Below are 24,210 nucleotides of genomic sequence, written 5' to 3' on the forward strand. Positions count from 1 at the left end.
GCAGCCGTACAGAATATGAAGAAGATGGCGATCCACCTGGATCGCCTGGAAAACAGGGGGTAATCCCCTATTTTCCCTTTTGATGTGACCACTTGATATGTAAGAAACCCTGTACTTTGAAAAAAGTACAGGGTTTCTCGACAATCTGAAAGCCGCATACAATGCGGCTTTCAAAGTCTTTCATAACTTCTATCGTAGACCAGCAAAACTCTTTTCATTAAATAACTCGGCATAATAAAATAACCGCTATCCCATCTCACTCGTTGAAAAAGAACTATTGAGCTCATTTTCTAAAGTTGCTTTTTCAATACGCGTAACAAGAAATCAACATTGGGCATTCTATGTTCTTCCTGTCTAACTAAATCAATGCCTGTGCATGCTGAAGTAAGTAGCGTGCGGCATCGCTATGAACATGTTTGCCGCTCTGTGCTTGAATTTCATGGATGAAACTGTTCAGTTCACCCTTGTCGAGCTTTTGTCTCAAGCTGTTTGCGATACCGTTGTTGTCAATCCAGCCGTCCTTCTCAAATCTTGTGACCATTCCTTTGAACGATTCGCTAGTCGCAGTCGTTTGAAAGTCCACACTGGCTCTTCCTATATTTCCTGCTGAATCGTAACCTGTAATTTCTAATGAATGACTGCCCAGTGAAAGTGTATAAAGCGGAATCGTTGCGCCTTGCTCCATAGGCTGTCCGTCAAGCAACAACGTTGTCTTCGTCTGATCGACTCCGGACAGATCATCGTGCACAACAAATTGCGGCAACAAATCTTGATCTATACTGTAGCTTTCTGCTGCCGGATCGCCAACAATGATAAGTGGAGCCCGTGTATCAAGACTAAATGTAATCGTCTTTGCAGGCTCTGTGTTACCCGCATCATCCCTTGATTGATAGCTTATCGTATATTTACCGTCTTGACTGAATGTAACGGGTTGAGTGTATGCCTGCCATGAGCTGCCTCCGTCCAAGCTGTAAACCGATTCGGTTACCCCCGATAATTGATCCTTAGAGGCCAATGATAACGTTACAGGATGGACATACCAACCGTTGTGGCCGTCCGGCTGTTCCGGGGATAACGTGGCTGTCGTGTCAGGCGGAACCGTATCCTGTCGTTCGAACAGAAGCACAGGCCGGTAAGCTGCATCCGTATGTTCTTTAGAGCCGTAAATAATCCAGCCGTTCGAGCCGTAGTTGGTCGTTTGAGCGAGTTGAACGGCGATCGTCCGTTCACCAACCAAGGCGGCATTCACTTGTGCGGTTACATCAATGCTTACGGGTGTTCCGGCTGCCGGGACAGTCCAGTTTCCGATCAGGCTGCCGGCAGCAGGCTTATTGTTCCAAGTAATGCCGTTTTCTGTCCATGTATGATTGCTTACTTCATAAGCGACGCCTTTTGTGTTGGCGAGTCCGGCACTTGTCGGAACCAGACGGATCTGCGCACTTTTAACTTGTTCCGGCAGCTGCGATAAATCAAATTTCAAATAAGAGTATCGGTGGTAGCCGGAGTTGGGATCGTTTTTAACGACCAATTGATCGGAAGAGCCAAAGTTGCTGTTTGCATAAGACCCGCTGCGAACGTAGGCATCATCGGAAGGTAAGATTGCATAACCAAGCGTTACGGATAATTCATTGGATGCGGCGCTTTCCATACCAGTGCTGTTAAGGGCTTTTATCGCAAAATAATACGTTGCCCCACTGGGTAGGCCCGTGACCGTATACTGGTTGTCGCCGCTGACTGCCGATATATCCACGGTTTTCGAATAACTGCCGGGCGCTGTCCCGTAATAAATGCGGTAGCCGGCAGCTCCGGCGCTGGCGTTCCATTTCAGCGTAGCTGAACCGGGTCCTGGCAAGGCTTCGATCAATTGAGGCGCCGCTGGCGGCGTCGTTGACCCTGTACTCAGCTTAGCCAGGAACGTTGTTCCAATCGCTCCTGCCGTATTCACTTCCAATATCGTAGTCGGAGAAAACTGTTTCACTGTAACGCCTGGATCAAGCAGCAGCGCGCCGGTTGTTGCACGGTGAAGTTCGACTTCAATGGTGCCACCGTTTGCTTTTGTCGGGTCTGAAACCCCGATTTGCAGCTCATTTCCGTTCTCGACAATGGTGACGGATGCTTTCTTATTACTTGTCAAGTAATCTGCTCCGTTCACTTGAACGGTTTCAATCGAATCCGTCCAAAAGTTTGCTCCGACCGCCATTTGATCCGCGGTATCCATGACCGCCTGTACGTTTCCTGTGTTTTTCAATACGGTGAAGCTAGGGTCTGCCGCATAGTCTGCTGCCTCAGTCGTCGACGCTCCCGGATAAACGGCATATGCATAGGAGGCTTGCACCGGATCGACGCCGTGATTCAGCGCGAGGCTTGCGTATTGTGCGGATACCATCTTATCGCTTCCATCGGTGTTTATATCCTTCCAGGATCCGGAACGCGTTTCACGTAGACCACGAACTGTCGCTCCTCCAGGGAATACGTACGCGATATCCGATCCCGGTACGCTGCCAGACAGATGCGCCCACTGTACGCCTGTCATCGTTTCCGTCCACCCGGTCGTTGAAGGCTTAGCCGTTCCATCCACCGTCAACGTATTTGACCCGCTCTCATTCAGCTTCCGATTTTCAACGATCGTCTCTACAGCGCGACCTCCAGTACTCGAAATGTCGGATCCGAGCGCTATATATTTATCGCCGAATAGAAACCATGACTTTTTGCCTGATAACGGAGTACCCGTATTTTTCGACATCGAAAGTTCCATACCAACCGTTCCGTAAGGGCCATCAATCGATGAGCCTCCTACCCAATTCGACGTATTGAATTTAAAGCTGAAAGAGCCCACGCTGCTCGTAGAGCCGTCCGTAGTCGTTCCCGGCAATCTCACCGGATTGATCGTTGGCCAATAGGCTCCTGAAAACTGCGTCTGATCCGTGTTGTACAAATATGCGGCACCTGCGCCTTGCCACCATGGCTTGGAATTTTCGCCGTTACCATATTCAAAAGCAGAAATGCGCGTTGAGAACAAACCAAGCGCCAGTCCGAATTCAGGCCTTAAGTGTACGGCGCGATCCATACCAGCGAATATATGCGTATCGATCATATCGCCAGCGGGTTCAACGGATGGATCGCCCATCAATGCTTTTATTTTGCCGATACTGAAGATGGACAGCCCCTCCGTATAACTCGGGAACGTTGTATCCGACATCATTTGGCCTTTAGCAATTTGGCGTACCGTCGCAGCATCCCGAGCGTTCAGGCCGTCGGCCAGCATGACGAGTGAAGCCAATATTTTCCGTCCCGCCTGATGATCCTGTGATGCTTCGCGCGATATCGCACGTCCTCGTACCGTATCCATCATGGCGCCTTTATACAGAAAAGGGCGATACGCCTCTGTTACCCAACGAATGACATTAGCGATATTCGGGTCCGTAACGTCCCAACTCGAACCGCCAAGGAGGTACAGCAGCTTCGCCATGTCTTCGAGCAGAACGGCACCGTAGCTTCCTGTATACGCGACATAGTCATGTTGGATAAACGACCCATCCTCGTAAAACCCGTCCCTGCTCTGCACATACAACAACACCTGGCTGATCGCATCACGGCCTTGAGCCATCTTGGCATCCGTCTTATTCAGCACGCCGCGCAAAGAGACAATCAGCGCTTTATCAAGCCGATTCGCACCCGTTTCTTGGAGTGAAGGGGAATTTGTACGATAGGTTGGATCCGGAACGAATTTGTCCAATGCCTTCGTGTAGTTTGTTTTTTGCGTTGCGGACATTTGATCATAAATTAAAATCATCGCATCCGTCAGGTTCATCGGCACGCCGATCTCCCAATCCCACCAATTGCCCGTTTCACCCTTCGTTTCGTTATATTTGTTAGCATACATCCAGTCCAGTCCACTCAGAATGTCAGCAGCTAGCTGCTCATTTCCTTTCAGGGATGATCCTGTTGTAGCATAGGCCAGTGCCATTTCCTTCAGCCTTACATAGTTGGATGAAATCGTACTGGAAACGCTCCAGTTCGCCAAATCACTCCACAAATAAGTTCGCCCGGCGTTTTTGTTCATCGCTGCCCAGTACTTGTTCGCGTTTGTTTCGATTAGACTGATTTTCGCTGCAATTTCCGGGTCGGACGTATCAATTGCCGTCCCCCCAGTCAAATATACATGCCACCTCTCCCTCAGCAAATCGTACTCGTCTGCAGCGGTTGATGCTTGTACTGGTCCGGCAAACAACAAAATGGGATACAGCACTAAACTGGTAAGAAGAGAAACCACAGTGAATTTCCGCCAACGCAAGCTCATCACAATATCTCCTTCCAACTCTCAATTTAAACTACTGATTGATAACACCAGCATCCTTTGGTATGAATTCCGTCCGTTGCATCACCCCCTTTCATGCGGACATCCGCTATTCACAATATCGAGAAAAAAGCCACGTTCAATCCCTCAGATAGCATGGTGGCGTCAAGACAACATTCTAAAAGAAAGAGGCAGATTGAATATGGCTCAGTATGAAAGGAAGAAAATTCGCAGCTTATTGTTAACTCTTTAGGAACTCTATTTTCAGGATGAAGAGAAATTGCGTGGAAAAGGTAGTGAATCAGGACTCTACCCTATTGATATACTATCGATGAAGCTGAGCGACCGGCTTATGTATCGGTAATTCCGCGATAAGTCCGTCGCTCTGGCGGATCCATGTCTCGAACTGTCGTTCGCCCGCTTTTAATCGAATGACTCTTGCTCCCGTCGGAAACTTATCTTTACGCACACCATCTACATAACTAACGTAACGAGTAGACCTCCCGTAGCATAAACGTATGCCGTGGAGTGTCCCGCAATAATCGTTAGAGTGGTCATGTCCGACGAATGTGCCCATCACATCGCCCATCTCTACCATGGCGGTGAACAAGCCTGAATTTACCTTCGGCGAGCTGATCCATTCGCTGCAATGGCCCTCACACACTTTCGTCTTCCATACCTCATCGTATTCCGGCAACGGAATATGGAAAAAAGCCAGTGCGGGCAAAGGCGCCCCGCCATTTCGTTCGGCCAATTGCCGTGATTCGGATACATACCATTCGATTTGATCTCGGCGTATCCAGTCGTATCCGCCCACCGCTTCAATCGGTGAGTAATCGCCGCTATCGAGGAAAAACAACGAGACCGCTGGCTTCTCCGCCCGATCGTTAATCGTCAGCACGTAGTTTCCCGCTCCGCTAACCCCCGGAGGATCCGGTTGGGCTACGCAATATTCATGTAAGAGTTGCTCCTCATGCATTCTCTTTCGAGGCAAGCTCCCTTCCGAGTCATGATTGCCAAACACAGCCGCCCATGCTACGCGGTTTTCTTCAGCGACAGCGACCGCGCTTCGAAACGATTGAAGTGGATCTTTGCTTCTAGCACTTGCCGTTAAGTCGCCTGCAAACACAACAAGATCTGGCTGCTCAATCGCAATGATTCTCTCCATCGTCGCCTTCGTCATCGAGTCGAGAAGCGGCGTCTCCGGATCCAGGTCCTCAGCGTCAATAAACTCTACATCAGAAAACTGTACGATGACAAACGTTCCATCCTCACGAAACTTTAGCTTTTTCACCAAGGTATACCCGCCCCTTTGTCGCATATTCTTTCCAATACCATAACCCGATCAAAATGAATACAGCAGCACACGCCAAATACATTGATGTCACGCCATACTGCAAACCGACCACCCAATAAATCAATGTCGGACCGATCGCCGCCCCTAAATCGGTAGATACGGAATAAGCGGTCATGACTGTAATAACGGATGTGCTCTTCGCAGCGTCAGAAGCCATAGCGTCCATGATCGTACCCAGCGCAGTGCTTGTAATCATGACGAAAATGACAATAACAATCCAAATACCGATCGGCAGCTGCCACGGAAGTAATGCGTAACCGGCTGCCGCACCCGCCAACGACAGCATAAATAAAGGCAGCCTTCCTCTCGGTCCATCCGTACGCTGTCCGAACCATCGAGCCAAGAACGGCTCCCAAGTACAGCGCAGCGCTGTCAATACGCCGCCTAACGCCGTACTGCCAATGATCAATCCGAACCATGGTATCCCCGTTGGATAACTCGTATCGATAAGATACGTGAGTGTCGCGCCGAACACGGCGTGCAGTAATGATATAATTAATCCGCTTAGAACGATTTTCTTCACCTGCAGCGACCACACCGTATTTATGTTACTACGAGTTAGTTCCATTTGATGTGTCCCGGAAGCTTTCCCTTGGTTTATGGATGCCGTGATCAACGGAAGTCCGACCAATGCCATCATGCCAAACCATATCGAGACAGACCGTAACCCGAAGAAGGGCACAAGCAACCCTCCGAACAGTACACCTACCAAGCTGCCAAGGCGCCACAACCCGTTATACGTTCCCATTAAGCGCCCTCGATTCGTATCGTCGGAGTAGCGAATGACGGTCAAATACCCGCCCATTCGCATCAAGGACCACGCAATCCCCCACACCGCTCGCAAAGCTATCCAAAGAACGAACCCTTTGAAGATGCCGTATCCTAATGTGGTAAGCGCCGCTAACAAAACGGAGATGAACAGACCGGTTCGAAGCGACATCCGATGATACAGCCAGCCAATTACAGGATTCAGGGGCAGCCTTACTAGTCGATTTACAGACAACAGCACGCCTACCTGCCAAAGCGCGTCCAGTCCCGCTTCCTTCCAATACACTGGGAGGACAATGTACAGCATGGAATCGCCAAAGAGGGTTAGCGCGGTTACGATGCCGACAATCCTAATCTGGCGCTGTTCAGTTGCGTTGCTACTGTCACTCGTCATAGGTCGACGATCAGACCATCGTAAGCCACCTTAATGCCCGCGGGTTCGAAAGCGCGTTCAAAATCATCATGCAGAAATCCGGAGTTATGTGTAAAATGAGTTACATATACAAGACCGTTACTCCCAAGCGTACCTTCTTCCCGCCACACGCGCTGAACCTCAAGCACAGTTTCAATCCCCATATGGTTTGGATTTCGATCATTGTTCGTAAAGCTATGCGTGCAATCGATTATCGCCATATCGATCACTTTGCCTTGAAGCCATTTCCAAGTATCCTCATGCAGCCATCCGGTGTCATTGCCGTAAAACAGCGTTTTGCCCCCTTTTTCTATGTAAAACAGCAAACAAGTTTCCATTGGGTCATGATTCGCAAGCAAAGGGGTGACTTGTGTGTCGCTGAGTGAAATCGTCTCGAACGGGCGCAATAAATGGAACGCAAACCTGCCTCCAGCGTCCGGCCCAAGTGCGGCTATAGTCTGGTTAATGGCCGAATCGTTGCCGTAAATATGTAAGGGGTGATCGATACCGTGCGCAAATCCTTCAATACGGTTGTATAGATCCGATGGCTGAAAATGATCGTAATGCGTATGCGTGAACAATAGATGCTCAACCGCCCCCAAGTCGATCCGATCACGGAGCGCCTGCATATGCGAATCTGCGGAATAGTCAACCTTGATAACGCCATCAATCAATACAGAGCTTCTCGTTCGAATGTTTTTTCCTCCGAGCGATCTCGCGTTGCAGCAGGCGTCACAGCGGCAGAACGGGTTTGGGAATCCTTCCGCTGCAGCTGTTCCAAGAAAGTGGATTTTCATTGGTTTCTCCTCCCTTTGAGAAGCAATCGTTTATTTTCTTGACCCTTGATTAATACAGATAATACCACATATATACAATCAATCACATACAATTATTTATGATTTACAATCTATTTTCTTACGAAATCTGTTGACCGATCATACCTGTCCCATTAACACATAAACACACACAAACACAACCACTTATAACCAAAAAACCGAGTATAAACATAAAATAAACGATCCCTGGTTCGTGAAAACCAAAAATCGTTCATATGGATTCTATTATTTATAGACGATTTCGATGCCGCTTTTGCTAAATGTATCAACGATATCCCGGTCGATTTTGGAATCCGTCACAAATCGTTCGACCTCGGTTACTCCGCATACTTTGATAAATGAATTTTGTCCGAACTTGCTGCTGTCTGCGAGGGCGATGCAGCGCTTCGCGTTCGCGTGCATTATTTTTTTCACTTGGACTTCGCCGATTGCGTTATCGGTAATTCCTGCTTCCAACGTAACCCCGCTCATACTCATAAAGAACAAATCCGCATGAAAGCGGGAAGTAAACTCTTCTGCCAGATCGCCGATGATGCTTTGCTCTTGATGACGAATAACGCCCCCGGTCATAATCACCGTATAACCTGGCATCGAAACGAGTTCGTTCACGATCGGAAGCGAATTCGTAATAACGGTTAATCGATCGAACTTGGCCTTCAACGCCTTAGCAATCTGGGTGTTCGTCGTACTTGGGTCAAGCGCGATGGACATCCCTTCGGTCACATAACGAACCGCGATTTGAGAAAGCTCCGTCTTCTCTTCCATATATATAGATTCGCGGATCGGCAGCGGGATTTCCCGGCTATAGTCGGGCTCCTTCAGAATCGCCCCGCCGTGCACCCGCCGCAGGTAACCTTCACTTTCTAAGTATTCGAGGTCACGTCTGATCGTCTCGAACGAAACCCCGAAATGCTCGATGAGCTCTGACGCTCGGATCGATTTGTCCTGATTCAGTTTCTGAATAATAATTTGATGCCGCTGCTCAGCAAACAACCACTCCACTCCTTACTTGCCTAGACTTCTTAATTAGAAGTTTACCATAAAAGCATTAAATCCTCCTGTTCAACCGTTTCGGGAGCAATTGTAGTGTTACCGCGTTATTTTACAAATAGCTTCATCAACTGTATGTAAATCGGATGTATCATGTAGCCAGTCGGGTTAACGGAATATCGTGTACCCGTGTCTAGCTGCCGGATTCGGTCCATTTCTTCCTCGCTCAGATCAAAGTCAAAAATTTCGCTGTTTTCCTTTATCCTTTGCAAATTTGACGATTTGGGGATAATAATAACCCCCCGATTTATATGCCAACGTAATATGACTTGTGCAACTGACTTTTGATGATGATGGGCAATCTCAACGAGAACCGGATGCTCCAGCAAAGCCTTGTTTCCTTGACCTAGAGGGCCCCAAGCTTCATGCAGTATCCGATCACGAACCATATAGTCATGCAAATCGTGTTGTTGAAACTCCGGATGCGTTTCGATTTGGTTGATCATCGGTGATATCCGAGATTGCTTATTGAGATGCTTCAAATGCTTAATTTCGAAATTTGCTACGCCGATGACTTTAATTCTCCCTTCCATGTACAAATCCTCCATCGCCGCCCACGCTTTCTCGTAATGAGGTCCAGCAAAATGAATCAAATACATATCGAGATACGTAACATTCAGTTTCCGACAAGTTTGCTCAAACGCTTTTTTCGTTGCATGATATCCAAGATCTGTTGTCCATACCTATCGATGTCACATTCCTGTAAGAATCAACAGTCATTCAGCTTATATCGCCGTGTGCCCCTTTTTTTCCGTAAAAAAGTACAGTAATGCCAAGATCGGAAAAAGAACGCCAACCCACATCGCCGCTTTCCAGCCGCCCATGGCGTAAGCCCAACCTCCGACTGCAGAGCCTATGGCTCCACCCGCAAAAAAGATCGCCATATACATGCCGTTCAGCCGGCTGCGCACCTCATCTCCCAAAGCGAAGATCGCTCGCTGTCCCAACACCATATTGGCTGAAACGCCCATGTCTAGAAGGATGGCAGCAATGACCAGGATAACGATAGAGAATATAGAACCTCCAGGAAACATAATCGGCAAAAGCCCCGACAGTATCACCAGCACGATGGACAATCCGGTTGCCGAACGTATCAGACCTTTATCTGCAAAGCGGCCAGCTATAGGCGCTACCGCCGCGCCGGAAACCCCTGCCAAAGCGAATAGCGCTACGCCTGTTGATGAAAAATGAAACACCGGACTCGTTAAAACGAGCGGAACCGTTGTCCAGAACAGACTAAACATACCGAACAAAAACGCGTGATACAGTGCGCGGCGCCGCAGAATCGGCGTCGACTTGAGCAGCTGCAGCATGGACGAGATGATTACCGGATAATTGTCGGCGGTTTGCGGCCGCCTTACGGGAAGAACTTTTGCTAAAACCAAAGCCAGTACCACAAGCAAGGCAGAGGAAATAATAAAAATGGCGTGCCAGCCGAAATATTTATCCACCATACTTGATACCGGACGGGCCAACATGATTCCCAAAAACAGACCGCTCATTACGTTGCCTACATTACGTCCGCGCGTCTCCTCAGGAGAAAGATGCGCCGCATAGGGAATCAGGATCTGGGCCGCGACGGCCCCCACGCCTATAAACAAGGAGGCGGCAAGAAACAGCGCCGCGTTCTGTGCCACAGCGGCGATGATTAATACAATGGACGTCAGAATCAACAGCGTAACCACCAGTTTGCGGTTTTCGAGCAAGTCTCCCAAAGGGACGATAAATAACAAGCCGATCCCGTAGCCGATTTGAGTCAGCGTGACGATCAAACCTGAGGCTTCCGAAGATAACCCTATGGCCGAGCTGATCGATTCAATTAAAGGTTGTGTATAATAAAGATTTGCAACGATCAACCCACAGGCAACAGCAAGAATCAATGTGATCCATGTAGAAACGGATTTCTCCAACCTTTCCTTTGCGTTTTCATTCATGTTAAGCACTCCTTTTTTTATGAACTATTGCATTACAATATAGGAATGATCATTCCAGTATGAAGATAGCTTGCCCCCTATGCTCAAACTCAAGGGGGTTGTTTTTCGGAATGTCATTCCAGTTTGATTAAAAAAAATAGATTTACAGCATCTCGAAGACCGCATTCATCATACGGTGGACTTTATTAATATCGCTCTGGACCCTGGCCATTACGTTGATGCTATGGTTGAGATTCAGCAGAAGGTACGAGAACATTTTAATATCTTTCTCCGGGGCTATCTCTCCCGTTTCTTGCCCTTTCTTTAACGTCTCATAAAACAGCTGCTCCAATTCCGTAAACCTTTGGCGAATCATATTCTGCAAGGGCTCATCCACCGTATCCAAACCAACAGAAGCATTCGTAATCAGACATCCATTGGGGAGAGCTTCGCCGTGCGTGGCAAAAGCGTTCATGATATGCAGCTCGAAATACTGGCGGATCCCCGCGATCGCAGAAGTTGCATGTATCATCTGATCGCGTTTTTTTTGCGACATTTTTTTATAATATTGGATGGCCTCGTAATACAGCGTCTGTTTATCCTGAAACGTTTCGTACATACTGGATCTGCTCAACTCCATGGATTCCAGTAAATCCGGTATGCTTGTAGCTTCATATCCTTTTTCCCAAAATACGATCATGGCCTTGCGCAGTACTTGCTCCCGGTCAAATTCCTTGGTCCGTCCCATTGATACCCCTCCTTTTCTACATGAGTATAAACAAACTGGAACGAGTAGTCCAGTATTTTCTCAAGCAGCAGAAGAGGATTCAAAAATGATACGGACGAGTAGATTAAATGACCCTCACATCGGCCTGGGGTTCCAAAAATAATGAAGAGAAACGTCAACCTTCCCATGACCTTCCTCCTCATTCGTTCATTTAAATAGATTTTCGATAACCCCAAAATCGAAGTCGTTCACGATTTTATACTCCCTGTTGTACCTTTTATGATTGCTCGAACCGTTATAGATTCGCACGTGGTCTGAACTAAAGAAGTATACGGCGAAGGTCGGGCCGTTACGGCCCTGGAACCAAACTTCATATTCATCGTCACCGTGATCCACTCTGCTGGTTTTACGCAGTTTGACTTCGGAAAAGGTGTTCATGATGCGCTCGATCTCTGCGGGATCTGTAATTTCTATCACTTGCTCGTTCGGACGGAACCGATTTTTCCCGACGCTCATATGGCTTATAGTCCCAGGTTCATTCAACTGATCGAGGACCATCTCCTTAAACGATGTTCTGTTTTGAAACGCCGAATATATCATCGCGCTGATTAGAATCAAAACGCAAATTGCCAGAAAGACATACCATGTGCGTTTATTCAGCCGCCATCTCCTCCCTCGTGTCGAAATAAAGCGTCCACTTTGATTATAACATCAATCACAGCCCAGAATTATCCAATATCCAAAGTGTGGCTATATTTTCACCTTGTACCAGCCAGCTTCTCCTAAGAAATCAGACCTTGTCAATCCATCTTCACCTAACAAGCATCGGTAGTTCGTTACCGTTCCATCATGAGTTATGATAAAGACCCTCTTTACACGCAGCGCTTTAATCCACCTTATCAATCTCAATCCAAGTGGTGCGAATGCGGATTCAGACAACGTATTAATTCCCGTTTTCCATAACTCCGGATGATCCTTTTCCAATACAATATAGTCTGAATGGTCGGTTACGATCATACCAAGTGGATAGTGGATATCACATTTTAACACAAAGGCTTCGGGGTTTGAGGGCATCGGAAACATTCGTGGTCCAACGAGTGGGGTCACGTATTTCTTCGCCGAGTTCAATCCACATGTAACTATATTGGTGGTCTCAATTGTTCTTAATGTTGGGCTGGAGATAAACACATCCTCTTGATGAAATGAGAATTCTGACCTCAGTTTAGCTACCTGCTCACGGCCTTTTTCGGTCAAGCGGGGATTCACTGTATTCAGTCTGTCAGGGATGTCTGTATTATGTAAGCCTTGCCCATGACGAATAAAAATGATGTCCAGTATTCCACACCCCTTTCAGTTATGAAGTGTTTTTCAAACATCTAACCATACTTGTTCCGTCTTTTCCTCGCTTTTATAAATTACTGGAATTCGTCGATCAACGAAATTCCTTTTAGAATCCGCATCCTACTATCACTTAAAAAATCACGGGTCCAACCATCTGCTTGACTTAGATCCCAACTCCGGTGCATACCGACAACCACGATAATTTCACGCAGTCTCAGGAAGAGCTCCAGCTGATCCTTCCAGCCGTCAGGCATTTGACGGCCATCCTCTGTATAGCCCCGCTCGAAATGTTTCATGAAAAGTTCGTACTGCAGCTTTCGCTCTGCCTTCGAATCTTCCCCGAATACGTAGAGCAAATAATAAAGCTGGATGGCAATGTCTTCGACATACCAACTGTACTGGCATTCATCGAAGTCAAAGAGCGTTATTTCCCCTGATTCATCTACCATGAAATTTCCTACATTGATATCTCCGTGTATCAAACCGAAATTATCAGTAGTAACACGGAGACTGGACAAATGTCTTTTAAGTTCATCAAGTGCATGAAGAATTGGTAGATGCTCTGCAGGTATATAATGTTTGGCCCGTAATAGGTATTCATTGCATTCCCATGTGTGTCTATTTGCCTTTTGTTTGTAACGCTTCGACAGTTCATGGAGACGGCCAGTCAGGCGTCCGCATTGCTCGTAAAGTACTGGATTATCTAGGCATTCTGGGTATCCGATTTTACGACCAGGCGCATATCTGAATGAGGTCACGTAGAAATCAATATGATTTCCTTGGATTCGTTCAAAGTCCTTTCCATTAATCGAAGATACCGAGTCTGAAACTGCCAGACCATTCTCTGATAGATAACGAATCCATTCTATTTCAGCTGCAAGTCCTTCATCTGTGCGATGAGTGCTCGGTGTGAAACGGAGGATATATTTCATATGATTGCGATTGTAGGAATATACAAAATTTTGAAATCCTCCAATAAAAGTCAGCTCCTTGGGGCTGATTCCGAACCGAGTTGCACCTTCAATGGCATGTTCATCCAAGAACATTAATTTTATGTTTTGGTCCATGCGCACTCCTTTCATACGAACCCCATTTCGAATCGCTTGGGTGAAACTTAACTCAACATTAGGGGTGCAGGATATATCCCATATACGGCTCCTAGTGAGATTATACATTTTAAAGGACCTCCCCCTTTTCCTCGTACCAGCGGATCATTCTCCAAGCCGGTATATTTGAGAAGAGAGTTCTGATTCTATACTCATTATATGTTTCTCCTTTATGAATTTTAAAGATCCTTACTGGCATACTTACTTCAGGTGAGTATATACCGTTACTACCGATTTCATCACTATATTAACGTTAATATATTACAAGCATAGCATAACATGGATTATACAAGTTTTATCCAGCATGAAAAACAAACCTAAATAGTCTTATGTTTTGCTGGGAAAACCATGTTTCTTCGAACTCCACGCAATAGTCAATGCAATGAGCAGCAGAATCAACAGCACTCCCGGAAACGACTTGACTCCAATAAACTCCAACAAAGCACCCCCGACAATCCCGCCACCGGCGATGGCCAGATTCCAGACTGTAGTATTGATTGGCATTACGATATCCACACCTTCTTCACCACTTGCATCGGCAAGCGCTGTTTGCAGTATGGTGGCGGCACCGCCGAAGGTAAATCCCCATAATGCCACGACCGCATAAACGACGAATGCCGATGTGACGCCCGTCCCTAGTGCTGCGGCTGCCAGCAGGAAGCCCAACAGACTAAGTAGTACAAGCAGGCGCAGGTGTCGATCTATCAACAGACCCACAATCCAGATCGAGATCAGTGCGAACGCTCCAAATACAAGCAAGATCAGATCAACACGCCCAGCCAGTCCCAAAGGCTCAAGAAACGGCGCGATATACGTATATAAAATATTGTGTGCCAGCATCCACGTCAGTACCACCATAAGAACCGGACGGATGCCGGGCATAACAAACACTTGACGGATCGTCATACGTTGATTTCCAGGCTGTCCGGGATAGTCCGGCACCTGCCACAGAACCCATCCAATTAGTGCGAGAGTCAGAAGTGACATGAGTCCGAATACAAGTCGCCAACCGATCAGATCACCGAGCAAGGTGCCAACCGGCACGCCTAGCGTAAGAGCAATCGGAGTACCAACCATCGCGACTGCCAAGGCACGACCTCTTAAAGCATCCGGAACCATACGACGTGCGTATCCGGGAATCATCCCCCATGCGGCACCGGCAGATACACCAGCGAAAAATCGAGCGACCAGCGTTAATGCATAGCTGCTTGACAGTGCGGTAATCGAGTTGAAGATGAAAAAACCTACAATAATAGCTAACAGAAGCGGACGTCGCCTCATCCCACCGGTAAACATAGCAAACGGAATTGCCGCCACAATGGAACCCAAAGCATAGGAAGTTACGAGCTGTCCGGCCATTCCTGTTGTAATATTCAAACCTCCCGAGATATGCGGTAGTAAACCGGCTGGAATGGTTTCTGTAAAGATACAAATAAAACCTGTCATCGCAAGCGCGAGCAGTGCTAACCAAGGAAGTCTGGCAGGCGTAATAGCCGTTTGTGCCGTACCCGTGGAAGATGATAATTGAGACAAAATATTTTTCCCCCTCATGATAAATTTAATTATGGATCGATCATTCCATATATTAAATTCGCCCTTCTCCCTTGTCAAGGACTTCTGGATCGATTAGTATAAAAGTAATAAAGGAGGGGCATTTATATGGCACGAACGGGACGTCCACGCGCTTTTAATCGTGACGAGGCAGTTGCTGCCGCCATGCTTCTGTTCTGGGAACACGGCTATGAATCCACTTCGCTTGCTCAGTTACGTGCTGCCATGAACGATATATCTGCAGCGAGTTTCTATGCTGCTTTCGAATCAAAAGAATCTCTGTTCCGAGAAGTAATGGATCAATATATCTCGACGTATGGACAAGTTTCTGAAAGTTTCAGGGATACAAGTGTGACATCAAGAACGGCCATCGAACAAGGACTACGACGATCGGCTCAAATGCAGACAGAAGGCTCCCACCCTCTAGGTTGTCTGTTGATTTTGTCCGCTGTGAATTGTTCACCCGAGCAACAACACATCCGAGAGATGCTTGCCAAGGAACGAGCTAGGGTCCACAGTTGGCTAAAAGGCTGTATAGAGCGGGCCGTAGCCAATGAAGAGTTGCCGGATTCAACGGATATCCCCATGCTGGTAACCTTATTCGAAACATTTCTGCAAGGAATGTCGACGCAAGCACGTGACGGTGTTTCATACGAAGCCCTAGATGCCGCCATTACTCAACTGATGAGCATATGGGATTCATTATCGACGAAGTTAGGCTAACGCGACCATCATTAAGCCATAAAGTAAAATGAACAAAAAAAACCTGCTAGCCATGGCTAGCAGGTTTTGCTCTAACAATACTTCCCTTATTACTGAATACCCGGTCTGCTTTCTAGTATGTATCGCATCGGGTTCCGCAGGTACTTACCAGTGACTCCTTCGAGCCTTCGAGCAGCGTAATCAGTTTTTGCAGGAGAACAGGCTCTTCCTTTTGGAACTCATCGAACCGGAGCCTCAGCCGTTCAAACATTTCTTTATCTTCGCGAATTTCATGACGAATATACTGATCTCTCAGCTTCATCGCCCTTTTGGTGATATCCTTGTAGCCAGCCACAAGCTCTTCATCATACGGGATGATCCCCTCATCAACCAGGTATTCAATCCGTTCGCTCATCATCTTTTTGTGCTCCCAGAGCACATGAAGGTGTCTTACATCGTTACGGTCACCGAGCCGGGAATCGTTACCCTCTACGGCATCAAAGTACAGTTGCAAATAGTCGTAGACCTTAATTCCAAAAGCTTCCTCGTTGTCCGAATTGTAATTGATCCGGTTGAGATGAGTTTCTCCGTTTAAATAATCGCGCAGCTGATCAATCGCGGCCGTTTTATCAAAAGGATATGGAGAATGCGGCTCATATTTATAAAAGTACGTATGATGGTCGGCCGTGAGCCTCTCCTTTAGAAGATGTCTCATGGACTGAACGGCGTCCTGGAACTCCCGGAACGAGATCTGCAAATTGCGGTAAACTCCCGTATGATCGAACATCGACGCATAGAAGACACTTTCGTCCCAATCGAAACCATATAGAAAAAGATGATGTGGGAACGGCTCCTTCTGATAGGAGGCCGCCGGCGATAGCCTGGCTTCGTCCAAAAACACAACGCAATAATAGCCGTTTTGGATCTGATCCGCGAAAAATCTCGGCCAGGCGTCCAATGCCAAACTCTCCAGAATCGTATAATTGACCGAGCAGGTGAGAAGAAACGGGTTGTTGAAATTCAGTTCGTTGGGCTTGCCCCGAAAAAAATCGACATAATACTGCCTGCCGTCCTCCAGAAAGTTTTTTTTGCAAAACATCTGGATAAAATTGCTGTAATACCAAGGCATCGTTTCTTCGTGGATGCTGGTGATCGAGAGTGTGTAAGCCCACCGCAAAAATCCTTTAAGCGGCGGATTCACCACCGGAAGCTGAAACGCGTTCATCTGATTCTCCCCTTTCTGACAAGTGATCCGGAATCCTGACCAGCAGTGTTCGGTGCGATTGAGCCCGGGCGCATCTACTCTTATTCCTCATGCAAGGATGCAAGCTTGGCATTCATTCAGACCCACTAAACTGCTGGCTTAACTGCTCGCGCTGCTGTATCCTTTTACGGCTTGTTTCCAGAGCAGCCGTACAGCTGCGAAGAGCAGAAGTGAAGCGGCCAGCGCCAGTCCCACATGCAGCCAGTTGAGCTGCTCAAGCAGAAACATCGGTCCGAAATTGGTAATGAGGAATAGAGGAATAACAAAGGTTCCGATCCGCCGGACCCAGGTCGGGTAAATAGCCATAGGGAAATTGTTGGCGTCCCAAATGGAATGGGCGATCTCGGATACGGAGCCCGTCTGGACGAACCAGAATGACAGCAGCGCCGGGATAATCATCAGGCAGTATGTGATGATAACAGAGACGAGCAGCAGCAGGGCAAACCCCGCGAGCTGCAGGAACGTCAGCGGAATATCCATGGCATGCCAGCCGATACCGACCATGACGAACCCAACCAGAATATCGGGGATCGGCAGCGCCAAATCGACGTAACGCAAGGAAGCCATGAACTGAAGAGATACCGGCTTCGTCAGCATTAAATCAAGCGAACCGTCCTTAATATATTCGGGAATTTTCATGAAATTTGTAAAAAACAGGCCGACATAAATTCCGGTCACCACCGTATGCATGCCTATAAATAGAAGCAGCCCTTCGGGCGGTATGCCATCTACATGAAGATCGGTGCGGAACACGACGAGCACATATAACAGCTTGGCGAGCAGGTAGACGGATTCGACCAGCAGGCTCATCATAAAATTGCCCCGAAACTCCATTTGAGCGATGAGGCAATTTTTGATAAATAAACCGTACAGCCGCATGTATTTCCTCGCGTTTTTAAACATACGCAACGTCTGTTACCCCCCTACTGCCGAATATTTCTTCATGGAAATACGCCAAGTCAGACGGGATAACCAGAAGAACAGCAGAATCCACCCACACTGGATTAGCAGCCCTTGGTACATAGCCGCCGCTTCCGCTTTGCCGCTGAGGATATTGACCGGAAAATAAATCGTATATGGGAATGGCGTGTACTGAAGTGCCTTCACAATGGACTCCCCGAAAATCTCGAGCGGAAACATCCCTCCGCTCAAAATATTTACGAGCAGACTTGTAATGACAAAAAAATACGAGATCTCATGCAGATAAAAAGCACTTGCACAGATACAGTAAGCGATCAGGAAATTGAGCAAAAGCGCCCCCGATAGCGTGACCGCGAACAGGATCAGGCGTATAGCCTGGAGCTCGAGCACGCCACCAGCAGATGCGAAACCAATAATCCCGATGAGCAGTAAAGCTGTAATCCCGTAATAGATCGCCTTCTGGCCGAAAAAAGATACCAGCCGATACCCGAAATAGCTGATCGGTTTGATCAAATACTTGTTAAGACCACCGTTTTTGATATCGTCGGCAATCTGGTGCTCGAACTGGGTAGCGATCAGCTTGGACACCAATCCAGCCAAGATCGTATACAATATAATTTGACCGTACGAATACGAGAACAGCGCATCCTGACCGGAATGCCGGTACACCGCCGTCCAGATGAAATACTGGACAAGAATCGGAAACGTGGCCCCCAGAAGACCAAGAAAGAAGTGAAAACGGTATTCCATCGAATGCTGGACGCCCATTGAAAAAACAGCCCTATACAATTTGCCTCTGTTCATCCGACGGATTCCTTGCGGTAGAGCATCGAAATACTCTCCTCGATCGCAACGTCCTCTATTGTCCAGTCCACGATCGGAAACGAATCGAGCACGGCACGCGACACTTCCTTCAAGCGGTACTTAGGCAGCTCCAAAACCGCGTTGTAGTCGTCTGCGCTGACGATTTTTCCGAATTTGGCCAACCGCTGCTCGGCAACGGGTTCGGAGAATTGCAGCCTTATCACTTTGTTCTCGCCAAAAAGATCGTTGATTTTATGAAGATCACCGTCATACAGAATACTGCCTTCATTAATGATGATCGTCCGCTTGCACAGATCCTCCACATCCTTCATGTAGTGGCTCGTCAGCAAAATTGTCGCGCCGAATTGTTCATTGTAGTATTTCAGAAACTCCCTGACCTTCTTCTGGGAAGGGAAATCGAGGCCGATCGTCGGCTCATCGAGATAAAGCAGCTTAGGGCGGTGGATCAGAGCGGCGATGAGCTCCATTTTCATCCGCTCCCCCAGGGACAACCGACGCACCTGCACGTCCAAAAGGTCCTGCACATCGAGCATTTCCGATAACTCGGCAAGACTCCGGCGGTAGAGATCATCGTCCACGTCATAAATACATTTGTTCAAATAAATCGACTCGCTGGCGGGAAGGTCCCACCAAAGCTGGTTTTTCTGACCCATCACGATGGAGAAAAGCCGCTTGAACTCATTCTTTCGCTCCCACGGCACATAGCCGAGTACATCGGCCTCTCCGCTCGTGGGATATAGAATGCCCGATAACATCTTGAGCGTTGTAGTCTTACCCGCCCCGTTAGGCCCAAGAAAACCAACACACTCGCCGGGGCCGATATCGAAGGAAACGGATTTAACCGCTTCCTTCACCAGTGACTTGCGAGCAAACAAGTTTTTTAATGAATTTTTGAGTCCGGCTTCTTTCCGGTAATACACAAACGATTTGTGCAGCTCCCGTACACGGATATAGTCCATCTCCGCTCCTCCCAAACGTTTGCCTGATCTGCCTGAATGAACGGCATAAAGTTTAAACGCTTAAACTCCATTGTTATAAAGCAGCACACATTTCGAGCAAATCGGCATCAGACCGCAGGCCAGAACTTCGCGCTGTTTCCGAAGATCTTCGCCGTGGAAAATATCCGCCACGCTATCTTCATACAAATTGCCGACACTGAATTCCGGGAAAAATTTGCACGGATTCACTTTGCCGTCCGGCATCACGTCCATCCGGTTCGAGATCGAGAAGCACTTCGTCCGGTTCATGGCCGGCTTCTCGCTTCCACGGATAAACCCTTCCACCTCTTCGGGCTCCAGCGCGGGCTGATAGCGGATACGCACATTCCATACGCGTGAATTGACGCGTTTCAGCTCTTCGATCAATGTATCGAAATGCTCCGGCGATATGTGAAATGTGAAGGAGTGCCAGCTGTTCTTATGATCGTCCGCAAAGCGGGAAGCAAGGTGAGGGAAATGGGCATCAAAATAGGTATCCATTTTCTCCGCCGTACCGGAAGGGATGTACCAAGGGAAGCAGAAGTACACGGAATCTACGCCCATCTCTTCAAAGTATTCCATAAAGCTGTAAAGCTTGCCGACCATCTGGTCATTTACTGTCAGAGCTACAGATACTTTGCCTTTATACAAGCCCTGCTTTTGCAGATCCAGCAGGAGCTGTATGGCGTGGATCACTTTCTTGAATGTGCCTTTGCCTCTTATTGCGTCATTCTCTTTCTCGAAGCCTTCCAGGCTGACCAGCATGACCAGATTTTCCGACATTTTCAGAATAGAATCCAGCTTCTGTTCAATGAGAATCGCATTCGTACAAATGGTCGTATACCGGTCTTCTTTGGCCAGCAGCTCCGCCAGTTCATCGAACTTGGAGTAGAACAACGGCTCCCCGCCCCACAGGAACACGCGCGATTTACGTTCTCTCGTTTCGGCAAGTAGCTTCTCCACGACAGGAATCTCGATTTCATCGTTCTTTACTTCTTTTGCAAAGCCGTGATGGAAGCCTTCCGGATTCCATTCGAAGCAATGCTTGCAGCGCAGATTGCATCCGTTATTGAGTTTGATCCCAATCTCATAAGGTACAGGGGCCGCATAAGTCGGGTCCTCTTTGAGCTTTCTTCCCGTTTCCGCTAGCGGTACCAGGGTTCTTTTCATATTACGGAACGTCAGTTGGTCAAACGTAACTGCTGTTTTCGGCTGCATAGGTGTTCCTCCCAAAATGGTTGATTTTTGATCGCTGCTCCAACAAACGTCTGCAAATCTCCTCTAGCATAGGTTTCGAAAAATCCTGAGCTTTCCATTCCGCAAACCGGATACCGAAACCACAGGATTCCCAATAGGCTGAATTATGAAGCTCATGGTCGCCAAACGGTTCCAGCATGACAAAAGGGATTCCGAACGCCATCGAGTCGTTCAGGGTCGCTCCCCCCGGCTTGCTGATGATTGCAACGCAATTTCGCATGAGGTCCGTGAAAGCAGAGTAATCCCCGAGTGGAAACTCCCGGAGAACGCCGTCTTCACGGACATAACGGACCATCGGCGGAAATGTGTGCCGCCCTTGCACATCCCTGCTCCACGGATCCCAGAAGGCCTCCGTTCCAAAGTAGCGCGTAACCCCGTCGTCCTCCTCCACCTCGGAGGGATCGTAAACGATCACATCAAGGCTGTATCCGAGCTTACGAAGTTCTGAGATCGTTGCGGCATAGGTCCCGATCCCCCAGCCGCCGCCATGGATCAGAATGCGTCCGGAACGCTGCGCGTAAGGCAGAGGCTCCGCTTCGTCCGAAGCAAGGTAACTGTCCGGCGACAGCTTTGAGGGCTCGTAGAACCAGATGTTGTCGTAGCCTAAATATAATTGCTTGTGTACCTTATAAGACGGCGTATCACTCGCATCCAACCGAATCAGCCGGATGTCCAGTGGGATGTCGGCAGCTGCCTTATAACGCTCCAGGATTGGCAGCCAGAAGCCGGTAAAGACGGCAAAGCGGGAGACACCGGCCTGTCTCCAGTCGTCCAGCATTCTCCGAACCGCTTCCTCGTCCAGGGAAGAGTCAACGGGCTTGGCCAGCTTATGGCCCATACGGGCAACGGAGAAATCCGCATGGAATGCTTTTTTGGTAGAGCGTATCTTGTGCCGGACTTCCGCGTGATACAAGTTCTCCAGAACATGAACCTCTGTTCCGATACCTTTGCCTTGCAGGTACGTATGCAGATGCATAGCCGGAATGTATGCGCCAAGCGAATTGCCCGACGCCAGCAAGGTGACCGAAGATGAATACATGCGCAGCCTCCAAGTTCCAGATTTAGTTGTACACTTTAACGGATAAGTCGGCGAGCATCTGACGCAGGCTTTTGGCCAATTCGCTGCGATGTTCGTCGTCACGTCCCAGCACGGCTGCATACAGCCGTCCCTTCGGCATCCCCCGTTTGTTCTGTGTTCCTTCGGCGATATGGCGCCGTGTTAGAATCTCGTTCACCATGACGGTATTGGATGATAACGGAACGATCCCGTAATCCCCGGGTGCTGTCAACAGAAGACCGGATTCGCGCAGAGAATGCAGGAGTTTCCCGAATGTAAAGCCTTGCGGAAGACCGAGAGAGAAGAACGTAAGCCAGCCGGTATGGCCATATGGTTCCCACCATTTATCGAGATACGCGTTAATCAGTCCCATGGACTTGCGGGCGTTGATCTCCACAATGGATACGACTTCTCCGTCCTCCAGGATCATGGAGTCGAAGCAGACAAAGCCATGGTAGCCGTCCTCGGCCAGAGCCCGGAGCGCTTTCTCTATCACGGTAAAATAGCCGGCGTTCTCCAGCATGTCGTTAAAATCTTCATCGGCTTGGATAGACCCGCTGTAATTTTGCTGGTGATTCATCATCCGCTGAACGGAGATGAACTCCTTCTCACCGTTCTCCTGGATAAACCAGTGAGAACTGAAATCGGTCACTTTCGGCAGCAGGGGCTCTAGCAGAAACTGAACGCGCAATCCGCTTCCCTCCTGCTTATACAGGTGCTCCGCTATCCTTCGCTGCATGGCTTCGCTATCAATGAGCAGATTGCCCTTGCCCGAAACACCGAACGGATCTTTCAGCAAATACGATCCCCGCTTCAAAAGCGTAGTTCCGATCGCCTCTATTTCCGCAGCGCTGTTTGCCTCCATCCCGTAGCGCTTCTCGCCGATGCTAGCCAGGAGTCTGCTCGAGTATATCTTGGAGTTGACACGTACAACCGTCTCCATGTCCGGTAAAGGATCAAACGGTCCGGCGGCACGGAGGTAAGTTTCCGTTTCTGCCGTAATAGCGTACGGTGATAGAATGTTGGTAGCGTTGGTGAACAACGCTTCATCCGGTGATTGTGTTTGGTTCAAACCGTTTACGGCATATAAGGAAGAGATCGATCCCGGCAAGAGTGCACCCTCAGAATAACCGGCACCGGCCGTCTGCAGCACCCTGTTTGCCGTTATAGGATCTTGGGCTTGTTCGGCTGCAAGGCTGAACATGCACCGCTTGAAAACGTCTGATCCTGGTAAAGGCTTATGCTCATCGTTCAAATCATAGTGATAACGGGACTGAAAAGAAAAACCCAGCCCGTTCAGGTATTCGTGCAGCGCCGGATCAATTTTGCAACGACTGTAAAGGACATCGTCCGGTCCGCAAAATGGAAATAGCAGCTCGTCCATGCAGAGGACAATCGATTCCCGGTCCTTATCGGGCATAGCGGGCAGCCGGGCCAGATCTGGATCCCTCCAACGTGTTTCGGGATCGAAGGTACCCATCACGATTTTCGGAATCACGCCGGCATCATTGCTTGACATCTTCGTATAGGGGCTGCTCCTGCGATTGGCAGCTTTTCAGAAAAGTGATAAATGAGTCGATCGACTGGAGATGTTCGTAATCGAATTGGTCATAGTCAATGACCACGTTTAACTGATCTTCGACTTTGAGCATAAACTGGATCATTTGCAGAGAATCGAGGCCTATATCGTTGTTTAGATCCGTATCGAGGGACAGGTTTTGGCGGAGTTCCGGTTGGTCTTCTTTGATAGAGCACAAAATGTCTACGATTTTACCGTACATGACTACACTCCTTTAGTGGGTTAATATACGAGGTACAACCGAATCTTTACATTTAGAAATTCCATTCG

At 48.2% G+C, this 24,210-nt stretch carries 20 protein-coding genes and 1 pseudogene; 1 reads left to right on the top strand and 20 read right to left on the bottom strand.

Going from position 1 to position 24,210, the window contains the following annotated elements; genetic code table 11:
- Positions 1–358 precede the first annotated feature (358 nt).
- The 12 genes and pseudogenes from AB4124_RS26215 to AB4124_RS26270 form a co-directional block, all read right to left on the bottom strand.
- Positions 359–4,300, bottom strand: coding sequence for a polysaccharide lyase family 8 super-sandwich domain-containing protein (locus AB4124_RS26215; RefSeq protein ID WP_441974652.1), 3,942 nt, complete (start codon positions 4,298–4,300; stop codon positions 359–361).
- Between the two features lie 322 nt (positions 4,301–4,622).
- Positions 4,623–5,594, bottom strand: a complete 972-nt coding sequence (locus AB4124_RS26220; protein WP_441974653.1) for a metallophosphoesterase family protein — start codon at positions 5,592–5,594, stop codon at positions 4,623–4,625.
- Complete coding sequence (locus tag AB4124_RS26225) at positions 5,569–6,816, bottom strand: MFS transporter (protein ID WP_441974654.1); 1,248 nt, start codon at positions 6,814–6,816, stop codon at positions 5,569–5,571. Before AB4124_RS26225 ends, AB4124_RS26220 begins: the two co-directional genes overlap by 26 nt.
- Positions 6,813–7,631: an MBL fold metallo-hydrolase gene (locus tag AB4124_RS26230; RefSeq protein ID WP_441974655.1), complete on the bottom strand. Its 819-nt coding sequence runs from the start codon at positions 7,629–7,631 to the stop codon at positions 6,813–6,815. Before AB4124_RS26230 ends, AB4124_RS26225 begins: the two co-directional genes overlap by 4 nt.
- A gap of 264 nt (positions 7,632–7,895) precedes the next feature.
- Positions 7,896–8,663 carry a DeoR/GlpR family DNA-binding transcription regulator gene (locus AB4124_RS26235; protein WP_422759471.1) on the bottom strand — a complete coding sequence of 256 codons (768 nt, stop codon included), beginning with the start codon at positions 8,661–8,663 and terminating at the stop codon, positions 7,896–7,898.
- Positions 8,664–8,767: 104 nt separating this feature from the next.
- Positions 8,768–9,364 (bottom strand): annotated as a pseudogene (locus AB4124_RS26240) (aldo/keto reductase); the annotation flags it as partial.
- Positions 9,365–9,445: 81 nt separating this feature from the next.
- Positions 9,446–10,654 (bottom strand): MFS transporter, encoded by a 1,209-nt coding sequence (locus AB4124_RS26245; RefSeq protein WP_441974656.1) that lies wholly within the window; start codon positions 10,652–10,654, stop codon positions 9,446–9,448.
- A 142-nt stretch (positions 10,655–10,796) separates the two neighbouring features.
- Positions 10,797–11,381, bottom strand: a complete 585-nt coding sequence (locus tag AB4124_RS26250; protein ID WP_430112438.1) for a TetR/AcrR family transcriptional regulator — start codon at positions 11,379–11,381, stop codon at positions 10,797–10,799.
- Positions 11,382–11,567: 186 nt separating this feature from the next.
- The gene (locus tag AB4124_RS26255) at positions 11,568–11,876 is read right to left on the bottom strand and encodes a hypothetical protein (RefSeq protein ID WP_256720450.1); all 309 of its coding nucleotides are present in this window, start codon (positions 11,874–11,876) and stop codon (positions 11,568–11,570) included.
- A gap of 234 nt (positions 11,877–12,110) precedes the next feature.
- On the bottom strand, positions 12,111–12,698 hold the full coding sequence (locus AB4124_RS26260; RefSeq protein WP_430112532.1) for a phosphoglycerate mutase family protein: 588 nt from the start codon (positions 12,696–12,698) through the stop codon (positions 12,111–12,113).
- Between the two features lie 77 nt (positions 12,699–12,775).
- Complete coding sequence (locus AB4124_RS26265; RefSeq protein ID WP_441974657.1) at positions 12,776–13,768, bottom strand: phosphotransferase enzyme family protein; 993 nt, start codon at positions 13,766–13,768, stop codon at positions 12,776–12,778.
- Between the two features lie 366 nt (positions 13,769–14,134).
- Positions 14,135–15,340 carry an MFS transporter gene (locus AB4124_RS26270; RefSeq protein ID WP_441974658.1) on the bottom strand — a complete coding sequence of 402 codons (1,206 nt, stop codon included), beginning with the start codon at positions 15,338–15,340 and terminating at the stop codon, positions 14,135–14,137.
- 126 nt (positions 15,341–15,466) lie between these two features.
- Here AB4124_RS26270 and AB4124_RS26275 point away from each other — a divergent pair, with 126 nt between their 5' ends.
- Positions 15,467–16,081, top strand: a complete 615-nt coding sequence (locus tag AB4124_RS26275) for a TetR/AcrR family transcriptional regulator (RefSeq protein ID WP_441974659.1) — start codon at positions 15,467–15,469, stop codon at positions 16,079–16,081.
- Positions 16,082–16,193: 112 nt separating this feature from the next.
- Here the strand turns inward: AB4124_RS26275 and AB4124_RS26280 are convergent, their stop codons facing one another.
- From AB4124_RS26280 to AB4124_RS26315, 8 genes are all read right to left on the bottom strand, one after another.
- The gene (locus AB4124_RS26280; RefSeq protein ID WP_441974660.1) at positions 16,194–17,285 is read right to left on the bottom strand and encodes a hypothetical protein; all 1,092 of its coding nucleotides are present in this window, start codon (positions 17,283–17,285) and stop codon (positions 16,194–16,196) included.
- A 138-nt stretch (positions 17,286–17,423) separates the two neighbouring features.
- Positions 17,424–18,227 carry an ABC transporter permease gene (locus AB4124_RS26285; protein ID WP_379406152.1) on the bottom strand — a complete coding sequence of 268 codons (804 nt, stop codon included), beginning with the start codon at positions 18,225–18,227 and terminating at the stop codon, positions 17,424–17,426.
- Positions 18,228–18,239: 12 nt separating this feature from the next.
- Entirely contained in the window at positions 18,240–19,049 is an 810-nt protein-coding gene (locus AB4124_RS26290) for an ABC transporter permease (protein ID WP_379405865.1), read from the bottom strand.
- On the bottom strand, positions 19,046–20,029 hold the full coding sequence (locus AB4124_RS26295; RefSeq protein WP_076321627.1) for an ABC transporter ATP-binding protein: 984 nt from the start codon (positions 20,027–20,029) through the stop codon (positions 19,046–19,048). The genes AB4124_RS26290 and AB4124_RS26295 overlap by 4 nt, the downstream gene beginning before the upstream one ends.
- 60 nt (positions 20,030–20,089) lie before the next feature.
- Positions 20,090–21,265 carry a radical SAM protein gene (locus tag AB4124_RS26300; protein ID WP_339290308.1) on the bottom strand — a complete coding sequence of 392 codons (1,176 nt, stop codon included), beginning with the start codon at positions 21,263–21,265 and terminating at the stop codon, positions 20,090–20,092.
- Positions 21,237–22,343 carry a hypothetical protein gene (locus AB4124_RS26305; protein WP_441974661.1) on the bottom strand — a complete coding sequence of 369 codons (1,107 nt, stop codon included), beginning with the start codon at positions 22,341–22,343 and terminating at the stop codon, positions 21,237–21,239. Before AB4124_RS26305 ends, AB4124_RS26300 begins: the two co-directional genes overlap by 29 nt.
- A gap of 22 nt (positions 22,344–22,365) precedes the next feature.
- The gene (locus AB4124_RS26310) at positions 22,366–23,880 is read right to left on the bottom strand and encodes a hypothetical protein (protein WP_441974662.1); all 1,515 of its coding nucleotides are present in this window, start codon (positions 23,878–23,880) and stop codon (positions 22,366–22,368) included.
- Positions 23,867–24,142, bottom strand: coding sequence for an acyl carrier protein (locus AB4124_RS26315; protein ID WP_076321631.1), 276 nt, complete (start codon positions 24,140–24,142; stop codon positions 23,867–23,869). The genes AB4124_RS26310 and AB4124_RS26315 overlap by 14 nt, the downstream gene beginning before the upstream one ends.
- Positions 24,143–24,210: the final 68 nt, after the last annotated feature.

Source organism: Paenibacillus sp. 2KB_20 (genome assembly GCF_052115765.1).
Taxonomy (GTDB): Bacteria; Bacillota; Bacilli; order Paenibacillales; family Paenibacillaceae; genus Paenibacillus_AQ.

What these genes read in the sequence shown, in the direction of transcription:
- AB4124_RS26285 (WP_379406152.1), bottom strand. Translation starts at nt 18,227, where the DNA reads ATGTTTAAAAACGCGAGGAAATACATGCGGCTGTACGGTTTATTTATC.
- AB4124_RS26290 (WP_379405865.1), bottom strand. Translation starts at nt 19,049, where the DNA reads ATGAACAGAGGCAAATTGTATAGGGCTGTTTTTTCAATGGGCGTCCAG.
- AB4124_RS26225 (WP_441974654.1), bottom strand. Translation starts at nt 6,816, where the DNA reads ATGACGAGTGACAGTAGCAACGCAACTGAACAGCGCCAGATTAGGATT.
- AB4124_RS26315 (WP_076321631.1), bottom strand. Translation starts at nt 24,142, where the DNA reads ATGTACGGTAAAATCGTAGACATTTTGTGCTCTATCAAAGAAGACCAA.
- AB4124_RS26305 (WP_441974661.1), bottom strand. Translation starts at nt 22,343, where the DNA reads ATGTATTCATCTTCGGTCACCTTGCTGGCGTCGGGCAATTCGCTTGGC.
- AB4124_RS26295 (WP_076321627.1), bottom strand. Translation starts at nt 20,029, where the DNA reads ATGGACTATATCCGTGTACGGGAGCTGCACAAATCGTTTGTGTATTAC.
- AB4124_RS26255 (WP_256720450.1), bottom strand. Translation starts at nt 11,876, where the DNA reads ATGAGCGTCGGGAAAAATCGGTTCCGTCCGAACGAGCAAGTGATAGAA.
- AB4124_RS26265 (WP_441974657.1), bottom strand. Translation starts at nt 13,768, where the DNA reads ATGGACCAAAACATAAAATTAATGTTCTTGGATGAACATGCCATTGAA.
- AB4124_RS26245 (WP_441974656.1), bottom strand. Translation starts at nt 10,654, where the DNA reads ATGAATGAAAACGCAAAGGAAAGGTTGGAGAAATCCGTTTCTACATGG.
- AB4124_RS26275 (WP_441974659.1), top strand. Translation starts at nt 15,467, where the DNA reads ATGGCACGAACGGGACGTCCACGCGCTTTTAATCGTGACGAGGCAGTT.
- AB4124_RS26215 (WP_441974652.1), bottom strand. Translation starts at nt 4,300, where the DNA reads ATGAGCTTGCGTTGGCGGAAATTCACTGTGGTTTCTCTTCTTACCAGT.
- AB4124_RS26300 (WP_339290308.1), bottom strand. Translation starts at nt 21,265, where the DNA reads ATGCAGCCGAAAACAGCAGTTACGTTTGACCAACTGACGTTCCGTAAT.
- AB4124_RS26280 (WP_441974660.1), bottom strand. Translation starts at nt 17,285, where the DNA reads ATGAACGCGTTTCAGCTTCCGGTGGTGAATCCGCCGCTTAAAGGATTT.
- AB4124_RS26230 (WP_441974655.1), bottom strand. Translation starts at nt 7,631, where the DNA reads ATGAAAATCCACTTTCTTGGAACAGCTGCAGCGGAAGGATTCCCAAAC.
- AB4124_RS26250 (WP_430112438.1), bottom strand. Translation starts at nt 11,381, where the DNA reads ATGGGACGGACCAAGGAATTTGACCGGGAGCAAGTACTGCGCAAGGCC.
- AB4124_RS26310 (WP_441974662.1), bottom strand. Translation starts at nt 23,880, where the DNA reads ATGTCAAGCAATGATGCCGGCGTGATTCCGAAAATCGTGATGGGTACC.